General features: G+C 39.3%; 13 protein-coding genes, 1 tRNA gene and 1 pseudogene. 13 read left to right on the forward strand and 2 right to left on the reverse strand.

The features are described 5' to 3' along the window. Positions 1-3: 3 nt before the first annotated feature. The 6 genes from ftsH to H4J39_RS18815 all read left to right on the forward strand — a co-directional run bounded on the left by ftsH (position 4) and on the right by H4J39_RS18815 (position 5,818). Positions 4-1,965 (forward strand): ATP-dependent zinc metalloprotease FtsH, encoded by a 1,962-nt coding sequence (ftsH, locus tag H4J39_RS18790; RefSeq protein ID WP_182229848.1) that lies wholly within the window; start codon positions 4-6, stop codon positions 1,963-1,965. Between the two features lie 182 nt (positions 1,966-2,147). Further along, positions 2,148-2,930, forward strand: coding sequence for a dihydropteroate synthase (gene folP, locus H4J39_RS18795; RefSeq protein ID WP_182229876.1), 783 nt, complete (start codon positions 2,148-2,150; stop codon positions 2,928-2,930). A gap of 42 nt (positions 2,931-2,972) precedes the next feature. After that, the gene (gene glmM, locus H4J39_RS18800; protein WP_182229849.1) at positions 2,973-4,310 is read left to right on the forward strand and encodes a phosphoglucosamine mutase; all 1,338 of its coding nucleotides are present in this window, start codon (positions 2,973-2,975) and stop codon (positions 4,308-4,310) included. Positions 4,311-4,425: 115 nt separating this feature from the next. Beyond that, a complete protein-coding gene (gene tpiA / locus H4J39_RS18805) occupies positions 4,426-5,196 on the forward strand; it encodes a triose-phosphate isomerase (protein ID WP_182229850.1) in 771 nt (256 codons plus the stop codon). 4 nt (positions 5,197-5,200) lie between these two features. Then, entirely contained in the window at positions 5,201-5,596 is a 396-nt protein-coding gene (secG, locus tag H4J39_RS18810) for a preprotein translocase subunit SecG (RefSeq protein ID WP_182229877.1), read from the forward strand. A gap of 137 nt (positions 5,597-5,733) precedes the next feature. Beyond that, positions 5,734-5,818: transfer RNA gene (locus tag H4J39_RS18815), tRNA-Leu, on the forward strand. Between the two features lie 109 nt (positions 5,819-5,927). Here the strand turns inward: H4J39_RS18815 and H4J39_RS18820 are convergent. After that, positions 5,928-6,719, reverse strand: a complete 792-nt coding sequence (locus H4J39_RS18820; RefSeq protein ID WP_182229851.1) for a slipin family protein — start codon at positions 6,717-6,719, stop codon at positions 5,928-5,930. Continuing rightward, positions 6,703-8,100 carry a nodulation protein NfeD gene (locus H4J39_RS18825; RefSeq protein ID WP_182229852.1) on the reverse strand — a complete coding sequence of 466 codons (1,398 nt, stop codon included), beginning with the start codon at positions 8,098-8,100 and terminating at the stop codon, positions 6,703-6,705. The genes H4J39_RS18820 and H4J39_RS18825 overlap by 17 nt, the downstream gene beginning before the upstream one ends. Positions 8,101-8,427: 327 nt before the next feature. Here H4J39_RS18825 and H4J39_RS18990 point away from each other — a divergent pair. The 7 genes and pseudogenes from H4J39_RS18990 to H4J39_RS18855 all read left to right on the forward strand — a co-directional run. Beyond that, a pseudogene (locus H4J39_RS18990) lies at positions 8,428-8,865 on the forward strand (Na/Pi symporter); the annotation flags it as partial. A gap of 68 nt (positions 8,866-8,933) precedes the next feature. Next, the gene (locus H4J39_RS18995) at positions 8,934-9,284 is read left to right on the forward strand and encodes a hypothetical protein (RefSeq protein WP_220462257.1); all 351 of its coding nucleotides are present in this window, start codon (positions 8,934-8,936) and stop codon (positions 9,282-9,284) included. 152 nt (positions 9,285-9,436) lie between these two features. After that, positions 9,437-11,182 carry an acetate--CoA ligase gene (gene acsA, locus H4J39_RS18835; RefSeq protein ID WP_182229853.1) on the forward strand — a complete coding sequence of 582 codons (1,746 nt, stop codon included), beginning with the start codon at positions 9,437-9,439 and terminating at the stop codon, positions 11,180-11,182. Beyond that, positions 11,179-12,186, forward strand: a complete 1,008-nt coding sequence (gene pdhA / locus H4J39_RS18840) for a pyruvate dehydrogenase (acetyl-transferring) E1 component subunit alpha (protein ID WP_182229854.1) — start codon at positions 11,179-11,181, stop codon at positions 12,184-12,186. Before acsA ends, pdhA begins: the two co-directional genes overlap by 4 nt. 2 nt (positions 12,187-12,188) lie before the next feature. Then, positions 12,189-13,172, forward strand: coding sequence for an alpha-ketoacid dehydrogenase subunit beta (locus H4J39_RS18845; protein ID WP_182229855.1), 984 nt, complete (start codon positions 12,189-12,191; stop codon positions 13,170-13,172). Beyond that, positions 13,172-14,440, forward strand: a complete 1,269-nt coding sequence (locus H4J39_RS18850) for a dihydrolipoamide acetyltransferase family protein (protein WP_259368889.1) — start codon at positions 13,172-13,174, stop codon at positions 14,438-14,440. Before H4J39_RS18845 ends, H4J39_RS18850 begins: the two co-directional genes overlap by 1 nt. Further along, positions 14,437-14,709 (forward strand): acyl carrier protein, encoded by a 273-nt coding sequence (locus H4J39_RS18855; protein ID WP_182229856.1) that lies wholly within the window; start codon positions 14,437-14,439, stop codon positions 14,707-14,709. The genes H4J39_RS18850 and H4J39_RS18855 overlap by 4 nt, the downstream gene beginning before the upstream one ends. The last annotated feature ends 20 nt before the right edge of the window (positions 14,710-14,729 follow it).

The following is a 14,729-nucleotide window of genomic DNA, read 5'->3' on the forward strand; positions in this document are numbered from 1 at the left end:
AAGTTGAGCGATATGGCAAAAAATCTTATTTTATGGTTGGTAATAGCGGTTGTGTTAATGTCGGTATTCCAAGGATTCACTCCAAGTACCAATACAGATCAAAAAATTGATTATACACGTTTCATTACTGAAGTTCGTCAAGGACAGATTCGTGACGCTAAAGTTGATCGTAACGGTGTTATCAAAGGTACAAAACGTAGTGGCGAAGCCTTTGTTACTGTTATTCCTGGCGGATTCGATCGTGATTTAATTAACGACCTAGTTAAACAAGGTGTTAATGCTTCTGGTGAATTACCTGAAGAAACTAGCTTTCTAACTACTATATTTGTCTCTTGGTTTCCAATGATTTTGTTAATTGGAGTGTGGATATTCTTTATGCGCCAAATGCAAGGTGGTGGCGGTAAAGGCGCGATGTCTTTTGGAAAATCTAAAGCTAAACTATTAAGCGAAGATCAAATTAAAACAACTTTTGCCGATGTCGCAGGTTGTGACGAAGCGAAAGAAGAAGTCTCAGAGCTGGTTGATTATTTGAAAGAACCGACTAAATTTCAGAAACTCGGTGGCCGTATTCCTTCAGGTGTATTACTTGTTGGGCAACCCGGTACAGGTAAAACTTTATTAGCTAAAGCTATTGCTGGTGAAGCTAAAGTACCATTTTTCACTATTTCAGGTTCTGATTTTGTTGAAATGTTTGTTGGTGTTGGTGCATCTCGTGTGCGTGACATGTTTGAGCAGGCTAAAAAATCAGCACCTTGTATTATCTTTATCGATGAAATTGATGCAGTGGGTCGCCAACGTGGCGCTGGTATGGGTGGTGGACACGATGAACGTGAACAAACGCTTAACCAAATGTTAGTAGAAATGGATGGTTTTGAAGGTAATGAAGGCGTTATCGTTATTGCCGCGACTAACCGTCCAGATGTATTAGATCCAGCATTGTTGCGTCCAGGACGTTTTGATCGCCAAGTTACGGTTGGCTTGCCAGATATTCGTGGTCGTGAACAAATACTTAAAGTGCATATGCGTAAAGTTCCATTAGGTGACGATGTTAAAGCATCAGTTATTGCTAGAGGTACACCGGGTATGTCAGGTGCAGATTTAGCTAACTTAGTTAATGAAGCCGCTCTATTTGCTGCACGTTCTGCTCGTCGTACGGTATCAATGGATGAGTTTGAAAAAGCGAAAGACAAAATCTTAATGGGTGCTGAACGTCGTTCAATGGTCATGAGCGAAGAAGAAAAAGCGATGACAGCTTACCATGAGGCAGGGCATGCTATTGTTGGTCGTTTAGTGCCAGATCATGACCCCGTTTACAAGGTCAGCATTATACCTCGAGGTCGTGCTTTAGGTGTAACGATGTATTTACCAGAGCAAGACAGGTTTAGCCACAGTAAACAGCATTTAGAAAGTAATATCTCATCACTTTATGGTGGTCGTATTGCAGAAGAAATGATTTATGGCTTTGAAAAAGTGTCTACCGGTGCATCGAACGATATCGAACGTGCTACGCAACTTGCTCGTAAAATGGTAACTCAATGGGGTTTCTCACAAAAAATGGGCCCAATGTTATTTGCTGAAGAGGAGGGTGAAGTATTCTTAGGTCGTTCATCATCTAAATCGTTGAATATGTCTGATGAAACGGCACAAGCTATTGATATTGAAATCAAAGCATTTGTTGACCGTAATTATCAACGAGCAGAAAAAATATTAAATGAAAACCGTGATATTTTAGAGTCAATGAAAGATGCGTTAATGCATTATGAAACAATTGATGCAAAACAAATTGATGACTTGATGGAACGCAGAGAAGTTCGTCCACCGATGGCTGAGTGGGATAATCATTCTGACTCAAAAAAGCCACCAAAAGCGGATAATAATGCGTCTTCTGATAAAAAAGAAGATAAAGCGGATAAAAAAGATGCAACGCCGGATCTAGACAAACCTAGTGACGCATCTGCTGAGTAATACCTACTAAATAAAGCCTCGATTAACGAGGCTTTATTTTATAAAAACTAATTTGCTTTTATTTCAGTCAGTTGTTTTTTATAAAATAAAATTTTGTACAGTAAGAATAATAAAGAGCAAAAATTTTGTTGAAAAATCTACGTTGCGGTCAACACCTCCTTGATATAGAAACTCCGCAAGTTATGGGCATTTTAAATGTTACCCCTGACTCGTTTTCTGACGGGGGAAAATTCTCTCGTATCGATTTGGCATTAAATCAAGTTGAACAAATGATAGCTGATGGTGCCGCCATTATCGATATAGGTGGTGAGTCAACTCGCCCAGGGGCTAAAGACGTTACTGAAAAAGACGAGTTAAGCCGCGTTATCCCTGTATTAAAAGCCATTAATAAACGTTTCAATGTTGTTGTTTCTATCGATACGAGTAAACCATCGGTAATGGCAGAAGCAATTGCCCATGGCGCAGGTATTATCAATGATGTTCGAGCATTACAAAACGATGGTTGTCTAGATGTGTTAGCGCAAGATCAAAGTGTGGCTATTTGTTTAATGCATATGCAAGGTTTACCACGAACAATGCAGCACAACCCTCAATATAAGCATTTAATTACAGACATATCAACATTCTTTGAACAACGAATTTTAGCCTGTACACAAGCTGGTATTAGCGCTTCTCGGCTTATTTTAGACCCCGGTTTTGGATTTGGAAAATCGTTAGAACAAAATTACAGTTTATTGGCCAACATGGATAAATTTCACGCTTTTAATCTACCACTGTTAGCCGGTTTATCAAGAAAGTCGATGATAGGAACCCTGCTTAATCGTGACGTTAATGAACGATTAGCCGGTAGCTTAGCTACAGCAATTATTGCTGCTCAGCAAGGGGCGAAAATCATTCGTGTTCACGATGTAAAAGAAACAGTAGATGCGCTAAAAGTTTTGCAAGCGACCCACATAAATAAATAATCATTAAACATACTAAAAAAGTAAATATAAAGGACAAATAAAATGTCAGAAAGAAGATATTTTGGAACTGATGGCGTAAGAGGCCTTGTAGGACAATACCCCATCACCGCAGAATTCGTGATGAAGTTAGGTTATGCCGCTGGTCGTGTACTTGCCGCACAGGGTACTAAAAAAGTATTAATTGGTAAAGATACCCGTATTTCTGGCTATATGCTTGAGTCTGCTTTAGAGGCTGGTTTCTCTGCTGCGGGTATTGATATTGGCTTATTGGGGCCAATGCCAACACCTGGTATTGCTTATCTTACCAAAACCTTTCGTGCTGAAGCAGGTATTGTTATAAGTGCTTCGCATAATCCATTTTATGATAACGGTATCAAATTTTTCTCACAAAATGGTGAGAAGTTACCTGATGATGTAGAACTTGCTATTGAAGCTGAGTTAGATAAAGAAATGGGTTGTGTAGAATCTGCAAAATTAGGTAAAGCAACGCGTATTGAAGATGCAGCGGGTCGTTATATTGAATTTTGTAAAAGTAACTTTCCCAGTCAATATTCATTAAAAAATTACAAGATTGTCGTCGATTGTGCTCACGGGGCAACTTATCACATTGCACCTAATGTCTTTCGTGAACTAGGTGCCCAAGTGATTGAAATTGGCACTTCTCCTAATGGTACTAATATCAATGACCAATGTGGCGCAACGTCAATGGATGCTATTAGTAAGGCTGTTGTTGAGCATCAAGCTGATTTAGGTATTGCTTTAGATGGCGATGGTGACCGTTTGATGATGGTTGACCATACCGGCTATGTACTTGATGGCGATGAATGTGTTTATGTTATTGCTTCAAACGACTTACAAAGTGGTGTCATTAGTGGTGGTGTTGTGGGTACCTTAATGAGTAATATGGGGTTAGAAATAGCACTAGCCGACATGGGGATACCTTTTGCTCGTAGTAAAGTAGGTGACCGCTATGTTACCGAAATGCTTAATAAAAAAGGCTGGCAATTGGGCGCAGAAAACTCAGGTCACGTCATTAATTTAAAAAATACTTCTACAGGTGATGGCATTATAGCGGCGTTAAACGTATTAACGGCTGTTTGTAGTGGCGATAAAACATTGCATGAACTTCGTCAAGGTATGACAAAACTACCGCAAGTTTTAGTTAATGTTAAGTTTACAGGTGATAATGACCCGCTAACCGCACAGAATGTCGTGTCTGCTGTTCATAATGTTAATGAAAAACTTTCTGGTCGTGGGCGAGTTTTATTGCGTAAATCTGGAACAGAGCCTTTGATCCGTGTGATGGTTGAAGGACCTGAATTAACCGAAGTTACCGATTTAGCGAATATCATTGCCGATGCTGTAAAAACCGCTTGTTAGCGAAAATACTACCAAGACGGTTGAATAATAAGCAAATGAACAAGATATTAAGTTAAACACTTGTATCTTGTTCCTAGGTTAGTTAATATCTCGCCGCTTTAATTAGGAAAGATAAATGAAAAGACAAGCAATAGTCGCAGCAAACTGGAAAATGAACGGAAGTTTGCCGCTTATAAAAGAAATGATTTCAGGATTAAATAGTGTCAAACTAGCTGAAAATGTTAATGTTGTTGTTTGTCCGCCTACTCCTTTTTTATCAGCTTTCGCATTGAATGCTAAAAGTGAAAATTTACAAGCTAACATCCATTTGGGTGCACAAAATGTAAGTGAACACAAAAGCGGTGCATATACTGGTGAAGTATCAACAGATATGCTCAATGAAGTTTCTGTAAACTATGTTATTGTAGGCCACTCTGAACGCCGAAGTATCTACAAAGAAACAAGTACGCAAGTCGCTCATAAAGTTAAAGCAGTGCTTAACGCTGGTTTAACACCTATTTTATGTATAGGCGAAAGCGAGGACGAAAGAAGCGCTGAACAAACTGATACAATATTAGCTTCACAATTACAGCCAGTAATTGATGAAATTGGTATTGAAAAATTTCTTGATGTTGTTATTGCTTACGAGCCTGTATGGGCAATTGGTACAGGAAAAACAGCATCACCTGAAATGGCACAAGCAACACACTTATTTATCCGCCAATTCTTAGCAAATGCTAATGAATTAATCGCGAATAAAGTGCCATTGTTATATGGTGGTAGCGTAAACGCTGCGAACTGTGAAGAATTATTTGCACAAACTGATATTGACGGTGGTCTTATCGGTGGTGCTAGTTTAAAAGTCGACGAATTCAAAATAATTTGCTCGTCAGCCAAAGGATCTTAAAATGTTGTATCAAGTGTTAATTATCGCTTATTTAATAGTTTCAATTTGTTTAATTGGTTTAGTGTTAATCCAACAAGGTAAAGGCGCAGATATGGGCGCATCTTTTGGTGCCGGCTCTTCAGCAACAATATTCGGTTCAAGTGGTTCAGGTAACTTTCTCACTAAAGCGACAACATGGCTTGCAATTGCATTCTTTGTTATCAGCTTAGTGTTAGGTAACTTAACAGCAAACAGAATTAAGTCTACCGATGAGTGGAACAACTTAAACTCTCCTGTTGAGCAAAGTATCCCAGGTGATGATTTAATACCTAGTGAAAGTATAGAGCCAACTAAATCAGTAGAAAATACAGATGTGCCTATAGCATCAAAAAAATCGAGTGACAGCGATATACCAGAATAAATGTTAAAATTAAACATAGCGTAATTTGTAGACACGCTAGGTTGAGAGTCTTTACTCTCAAAAAGTTAATGAAGCTAATTAACCTCAATATTAGCAAGTTAACTTATTAAGAAAAAATAGTATAAATTTAGTATTGCGCGGTTGTGGCGGAATTGGTAGACGCGCCAGCTTGAGGGGCTGGTGACTTAGGTCGTGGGGGTTCAAGTCCCCCCAACCGCACCACTAAATTATACAAATAGACATCTAAAGGCCGATTCGTAATGAATCGGCCTTTTTTCGTTTGCTTGCTAATTATTCCTAATCGTTTGGCGATCTTTCTAATATTGATCTTTTAATGGTTTTCAGTGTTTTTACCTTTTATATTTTTTTCTAATAAGCCATTTATCAACTCCATTGGCAAAGGAAAAAGAATGGTGGAATTTTTTTCGCCTGCAATTTCCGTTAACGTTTGTAAATAGCGCAACATAATAGCATTTGGTTGTTCTGATAGTTTACTGGCTGCTTCTGTTAACTTTCCTGATGCTTCCAGTTCTCCTAAGGCATGAATCACTTTTGCACGACGTGTTCGCTCTGCTTCTGCTTGTTGGGCAATAGCTCGGATCATGCTTTCATTTAAATCAACGTGTTTAATTTCAACATTTGAAACTTTAATGCCCCAACCATCAGTTCTCTCATCTAGAATGGTTTGAATGTCGGTATTCAACATATCTCTATTAGCGAGCATTTCATCGAGTTCATGTTGCCCTAACACAGATCTTAGCGTGGTTTGTGCTAGTTGTGAGGTTGCTTGCAAAAAGTCTTCAACATTAATAATAGCTTTTTGTGGATCTATCACTCGAAAATAAATAACGGCATTGACCTTTACCGAAACATTATCACGACTAATTACATCTTGGCTGGGAACATCCATAACTACGGTACGTAAATCCACCTTCACCATTTGCTGAATTAAAGGAATAACAATAATGAAGCCAGGACCTTTTACTTTATAAAAGCGGCCAAGTAAAAAAACAACGCCGCGTTCATACTCTCTTAAAATTCGAAAGGCGCTTAGCAGTATGGCGATAAATAAAAATATTATCGACGTTGAAAATATCTCAATATTATTAAGTATGGGAGGCATTAGTTTGCTCCTTATCGTTAACTAATGTGGCAGTTGAGGCTAAATTTAGTTTTAACCCCTTGATAGATTGAACTTTAACTTTTTGACCTTTTTTTACTGGCTGTAAGGAATAAGCAGCCCAACGCTCACCATTGAATATAACGTAGCCGTTTTCAGTGAAATCTTCATCAACAGTTACCCAAGCATTAATGAATTCTTCTTGGCCACTAACGACTTTATTTTTTCTTGCCCGCCAAATAAAACCTAAAGCAAAAACAATAAAAAATGTAGAGGTAAATGCAATTCCATATATTAGTGGCAATGACACTTTGAAATGGTCTAGATCGGTATTAAATAAAAAGATTGAACCTATAACAAAAGCAGCAACACCGCCTATGCCAAAAACACCAAAGCTGGGCACTAAAGACTCTGCGATCAATAATACTATGCCTAAAATAACTAAACCCGCGCCAACATAATTTACCGGTAGTAATTGAAAAGCATATAGAGCGACAAATAGTGATATGCCACCAATCACTCCAGCAACACCTATACCGGGACTGTAAAACTCTAGCATTAAGCCGTAAATACCCATTAGCATTAGAATATAGGCAATATTAGGATCGGTAATGGTGGCAAGAAATTGGCTACGCCAATCGGGGCTTTTGGCGGTTAGGTTTACATTAGTAAGATCTAATTGAATAACTTGTTGGTTTATTAATACTTCCTTACCGTTTAGTTGCTCCATTAGCGCTTGTGGCGTTTCGGCGATTATATCAATAACATTGGTTTTTAACGCTTCACTTGCCGTTAAAGTGGCTGCATCGCTTACCGATTTTTCTGCCCACTCGGCATTGCGATTACGTAATTGAGCTAAGGAACGAATATAGGCAATAGCATCATTAAGCACTTTTTTTTCCATAGAAGAAGTCTTGTTTTTTTCAGATTTATCTTTGGGCTCTGACACTATGGGCGAAGCAATATTTACCGGAGTTGCTGCGCCAAGCGTAGTCGCTGAAGCCATTGCTGCAATGTGGCAAGCATAAAGGATATAAGTGCCAGCGCTTGCTGCGCGAGCTCCTTGCGGATATACCAAGCAAGCTATTGGCACGGTTGAACCGAGTATACTTTTATTAATGTCACGTAAACTGGCACTTAAACCGCCGGGAGTGTCTAAAGTAATTAATATCAGTGGCGTTTTAGTATTAGCGTTAGCTAGAGATATTTCTCTAACTAGATAATCATTTATCGCCGGTCCTATAGCACCTTTAATGTTAAGTAAGGGCACTTCGGTATAATTAGCTTGCTTTGCCATTTGTGTGGGGATATTTTGCATTGACTGTGCGTTTACGGTCAAAAACGCACAACTCAGTAATAAAAACACATTAGCCAAGCTGTACATGACAAGTCCTCATATTTTTATTCCCATCGTTAGCACAATATGATCAGTGTAGTTAGATCATCTGAATCTACTAAATGTTTAATGTTGTAATTATCTTAAATCAAAGGAAAAATCGTTTTTACCTGACATAAGTCAGGGGCAAGGTTAAAGATAAACTTTTAAATACAGTGAGAACGGTATTAATGAAGGGGCTTATATTAATCATTTAACCACCTTATTTCAGGTGCTTGGTGGGCTTGGTATTTTTTTATTAGGCATGATTGTGATGACAGGATCATTACACGAACTTGCAGGAGGCATTATTCGTAATACACTAAAAAACTCACTAAAAGCCCATTATCTGCTGCTTTGACAGGCGTTACTTGTACAGCGATATTGCAGTCATCAAGTGCGGTAACGGTAGCTGCTGTTGGTTTTGTTGGTGCTGGCCTAATGACCTTTTCACAGTCATTAGGTATTATTTTTGGAGCCAATGCCGGAACCACTATTACGGGTTGGTTAGTGGTTCTATTAGGCTTTAAATTAAAGCTAGGTACCGTTATTTTACCGGTTATTTTTATTGGCGCTATTCTTAAATTGTTCGCTAAAAAGCGTATTGCCTCCATCGGCTTTGCATTAGCAGGATTTGGTTTAATTTTTGTTGGCATAAGCATGATGCAAGAGGGAATGAGTGGCTTAGATCACATTATTACCCCTGATCAATTCCCTGCTGATACATTGATTGGGCGATTGAAACTCATGCTTATGTCGATTTTATTCATTTAGACAAAGCAGATAATCCTCAGTGGCAACAGCTAGTAGCAGCTATTCATATTTTAGATCATTTACAGCGTTTGCATGAGCGCTTTGATGAGGAAGAGTATCGTGCTTTTGCCGCAAAAGATAATGACGATTTAATGGTATATGTAAAGCAATTTATAACTATTGTTAGACATATTACTGACAATATAGATCAACAACATTGGCATCAAAATGCTCAACTAGGGAGTAAAGCTTACGAAAAATTATTGGCCCAATTAAACCCTGTGAGAAATAACGTAATGAGTAATATTGCCGAAGGCAATGTCACTGTGCCGCAAGCAACACAAAAGATAGAGGCAATACGCTGGCTTAAGCGAGTCAGTTATCATGTTTGTCGAATAACCCATCACTTAAACCTATTTCATCGCGCTAATAAAAGTTAAGCGGTGAAGGTTTTCTAACACATCCACAACTAACTGATTTAGATCATTGAAAAGAACAGGAGGAATTTGTACAAATACTATACCTAAGTTTATACCTTACTTGTTTGAGTAGTATATGGGCTGTTCATTAAACAAAACTGCAAATATAAAGTATGAATAAAAAAATAATTAATAAATATACTAGTGATAATCAAGCAAGTAATTTACCTGACTATCAACAATGCTATCAACACTTTAAATGGCCTAGTGTAACGACGCAACTCAATATTGCGTATCAAGCTATCGATAGCCATTTAAACACCTCAAATGAAAACAAAATAGCCTTGCGTTGGCTTGGTAAGCAAAATCAATGTGTTGATTTTACCTATCGGGACTTAGCAGAACAAACCAGCCGTTTTGCTAGTGTGTTAAATACACTTGGTCTTGAGTCGGGGAGTCGCATTTTCAGCTTAGCAGGTCGATTACCTTTATTATATATTGCAGCCTTAGGCACCTTAAAAGCCGGTTGTGTTTTCACTCCCTTATTTTCAGCTTTTGGTCCTGAGCCTATTCGTTCTCGCATGGAAATAGGTGAGGCCAATGTCCTCGTTACCACCATGAGTTTGTATCGAAAAAAAGTCGCTAAATGGTGGCAAGAATTACCTCACTTAAAGGCTATTTTGTTAATTGACGGAGCAGGTGTACTTGATGATGGTTGCTATGCGCTAAGTAAATTAATGGAAAATGCCAACGCTGGTTTACCTTGTGTAAAAACATCGCCAGATGATATGGCTTTATTACACTTTACCAGTGGTACTACAGGGAAACCTAAAGGGGTTGTTCATGTTCATCAAGCCGTCGTAGCACATAAATCTTCTGCTTATTATGCACTTGATTTACATGCAACGGACATTTATTGGTGTACGGCTGATCCGGGTTGGGTCACCGGTACTACTTACGGCATTATTGCGCCTTTATGTCTTGGTGCAACCATGATTGTTGATGAGGCTGAATTTGAAGTAGAACGTTGGTATCAAATACTTGATCAGCAGCAAGTCAATGTTTGGTATAGCGCGCCAACCGCTATTCGCATGTTAATGAAGGCGGGTAATGAGATACGAACAAAGTATGATTTATCACACCTGCGTTTTATCGCCAGTGTCGGTGAGCCACTTAATCCTGAAGCTGTTGTGTGGAGTGAACGTGTTCTTGGTTTGCCGTTTCATGATAATTGGTGGCAAACAGAAACGGGAGCAATAATGATTGCCAACTATGCCAGCATGCCAATTAAACCGGGCGCTATGGGCTTGCCATTACCCGGTATTGAGGCAGGAATTGTTAAGCGAACTAATAAAGAAAGTGAGCAAGCGACACTCGAAGTACTTAGTGAAGCAAATCAAATTGGCGAATTAGCATTAAAACAAGGCTGGCCATCAATGTTTCGTGGCTATTTACACCAAAATGAAAAATACCAACATTGTTTCACACAAGGCTGGTATCTCAGTGGTGATTTAGCTTATAGAGATGAACAAGGTTACTACTGGTTTGTAGGCCGCGCTGACGATTTAATTAAATCATCGGGTCACTTAATAGGTCCTTTTGAAGTAGAAAGTGCCTTGATGGAACATGAAGATGTGATTGAGGTAGGCGTTATTGGCATACCGGATGACATTGCTGGAGAGGTTGTTAAGGCTTACGTTACCTTAAAATCAGGCGTAATCCCAAGTGAGCAATTACAAAAGCAGCTTAAAGGCTTTGCCCGTAAAAAACTTGGCGCAGCCGTTGCCCCAAAAGAAATAGTATTTCGACAAAACTTACCCAAAACTCGCAGCGGCAAAATAATGCGTCGTTTACTTAAAGCACGAGAACTGGGCTTGCCACAGGGCGACATATCAACTTTAGAGAGTGATGAGCAATGAAGCATAAATTACACCTTGATCGAACGCATTTACTTGCACAGCTCAAAAAAATGTTACGTATTCGATATTTTGAAGAAAAATGTGCTGAGCTTTATGCCCAAGAAAAAATTCGTGGATTTTTACATTTATACATTGGTGAAGAAGCCATTGCGGTTGGCGTAATGTCGACCCTCCTTGCTAAAGATAATATTGTTGCTACTTATCGAGAGCATGGTCATGCACTGGCGCGCGGCTTATCAATGAAGTGTATTCTAGCCGAAATGTATGGTCGTACTAATGGCTGTAGCCGAGGGCGCGGTGGCTCTATGCACCTATTTGATAAAAGCCAGAACTTTTATGGTGGTAATGCCATTGTTGGTGGTGGTTTACCTTTAGCAGTAGGCCTGGCTATGGCAAATAAAAAACAAGAGCAACAAGCGCTAACCGTCTGTTTTTTTGGTGAAGGGGCGGTTGCTGAAGGGGAGTTTCATGAGGCGATGAACCTAGCAGTGTTATGGCAATTACCTGTGCTATTCATTTGTGAAAATAATCGCTATGCCATGGGAACAGCGTTGGCACTGTCTGAGTCTGAAACCAATATCGCTAAAAAAGCCAACAGTTATGGAATGACCGCAGTGCAGGTTGATGGCATGAATGTTGTTGATGTTGAAGCGGCAAGTAGCAAAGCGGTTGATCAAATAAGAGAAACTAATAAGCCGTACTTTTTAGAATGTCAAAGTTATCGATTTCGTGGACATTCAAGCTTTGATGGACAGTTATACCGAGATAAGGCTGAAGTGAAGTTATGGCAAGAAAAAGGTCCAGTGATCCGTTTAATTACTTGGTTAAAAGATAATAACCGTCTGGAAGATAAAGAAATTAGCAGCATTGAAGCTGAAATAAAGGATGAAATACAAGCAGCGATTACATTTGCAGAACAAGGCGAATGGGAGCCGATATCGGATCTAACTAAAGATGTTTATAGCCCAGCTGTATCATCGATTAATACAAGCCAAGGAGAGTAATCATGAGCGAGCAAGTGTTGACTTATCGCGAAGCTTTGCGAGCGGGTATTGAACAGTCGCTTATTGATGATGACCGCGTATTTTTGATGGGTGAAGATGTCGGTCGTTATGGCGGCTGTTATGGTGTTAGTAAAGGATTACTTGAACGATATGGTGAGCATAAAATTATTGATACACCTTTATGTGAATCGGGTTTTGTTGGTGTAGGAGTAGGCGCTGCATTGGGTGGCATGCGCCCAATTATTGAAGTGATGACGGTTAATTTTAGCTTGTTGGCGATGGATCAAATTGTTAATAGTGCAGCAACACTGCGCCATATGTCAGGAGGACAGGTAAATGTGCCATTGGTTATTCGCATGGCATGTGGCGCAGGTTTACAACTTGCCGCACAACACTCCCATAGTTGGGAAAATTTTTATGCACATATTCCGGGTTTAAAAGTGTTAAGTCCGGCAACGCATACTGATGCAAAGCATATGTTAATTCAGGCATTAGCGGATCCCGATCCGGTGATTATTTTTGAGCATGTAATGCTGTTAAATACGCGCGGAGACGTCTTAGAAAACAGTGAAGAAAGCATGGAGAAAGCGTTAGTTCGCCAGCAAGGAACTGATGTTAGTTTGATCACCTATGGAGGCAGTTTACATAAAGCATTATCTGCAGCTAAACAACTTAAAAAATTAAATATTAGCGCTGAAGTGTTAGACCTACGCTGTTTACGCCCCCTTGATACAAAGACTATTGTTGCCAGTGTCACTAAAACACATCGTGCGATTATCATTGATGAAGCTTGGCTTACGGGCAGTTTAGCAGGAGAGATTAGTGCAATTATTATGGAACAAGCTTTTTGGCATTTAGATGCGCCAGTTAAACGGCTTTGCACGGTAGAAGTTCCTATTCCTTATCCTAGCCACCTTGAGCAAGCAGCGTTACCTCAAGTTGAAGAAATCGTGACAGCTGCTCAAAATATTATGGTAGCGCGATAATGACATCGACACCAAGTGATAAAATAAAAACCAGTGTGGCAGAGCTTGAAGATATAACGATGCCTTCCCTAGGCGCTGATATGACCGAAGGCACGTTGACTCAGTGGTTAGTCAAAGAAGGCGATAAAGTTAATAGTGGTGACATTATTGCCGTACTAGAAACGCAAAAGGGAGCTATCGACATGGAGGTGTATTCTAGCGGTACTATCACAGAAATTTTAGTTGAACCTGTTATAGAAGTACCTGTTGGTACTATATTGGCACGCATTGCTTTAGCTGAACCATCGAATAAAGTAGTTAAATCAGTAGTACCTGCGGTGGAAAAAGTAAATGAAACATCTGTTCAGGTTGCTGAAACGTCTCCGGTTAATAAGCAAGTTAACGTACCTGATGTCAAAATCAGAGATATTAAAGCATCGCCTATTGCTCGACGTTTGGCAAAAGAGCAGCAAATAAATTTAACAGGCATTATAGGTAGCGGGCCACAAGGGGCTATTTTGTTAAATGACCTAACGCCTTTAATAACAGATAAAAAACAGCTAAACACTGTGAAGCTTAAGTCTGCTGGTACTACAGAACAGAATATGCGCAATGCTATCGCAGTAGCAATGACTAAATCAAAACAGGAAATTCCACACTTTTATTTAAGTGTAGAAGTTGATATCACGAGGGCGCAACAGTGGTTACAACAACAAAATAAAGCAAGCTCCCCAGAAGACCATGTGATCTTACTGGCATTATTATTAAAGGCGTTGGCAAATGCCTTGGTTAAATATCCTAAACTTAACGGCTTCTACCAAAACGACGTATCTCAAAGTGATTTACCTCACGGCAATCACTTTGAACAAGTCAGTGCCATTCATATAGGTAATGTCATTAGTTTACGCCAAGGAGGTTTAGTGGTGCCGGCGATACATGATGTTGATAAATTATCAATAACTGAGCTTATGCAAGGTTTACGAGATATTACCGAACGTAGTCGAAACGGACACTTACGTAGCTCAGAATTAATGGATGCCACCGTTACAGTGACGAATATGGGGGAGCGTGGAGCTGACAGTGTTTTCGGCATCATTTATCCGCCACAAGTGGCTATTTTAGGCTTTGGTAAAGTGAGAAAAACAGCCAAAGTTGTTAATGATAATATGGTGATAGCACAAGTGTTAACGGTAAGCTTGAGCGCTGATCATCGAGTGATTGATGGCATGTTAGCCGCTAAGTTCCTTAACTATTTGGCTAAAAAATTACAGAAACCGGAATGCTTATGAGCAGCACATATACTCAACAAAATATTCAACAAATTATTCTTGAAGCTATTCAACAGGCAGCGCCTGAAATTGAACAAGAAGATATTAATATGGATGAAGATATTCGCGAAGAATGTGATTTAGATTCTATGGATTTTATCAATTATTTAATCGCTTTAAAAAAATCTACGGGTGTCAGTATTGCTGAGGGTGATTACCCTCAAGTGAATACCTTTAACAAAATGCTTAACTATCTATCTGAAAAACTACCCGAAAAACCTCTAGCCTAACCGTTAAGGTAAAAGCATAA

The organism is Colwellia sp. Bg11-12 (assembly GCF_014076955.1).
In the GTDB taxonomy this organism is placed as follows: domain Bacteria; phylum Pseudomonadota; class Gammaproteobacteria; order Enterobacterales; family Alteromonadaceae; genus Colwellia_A.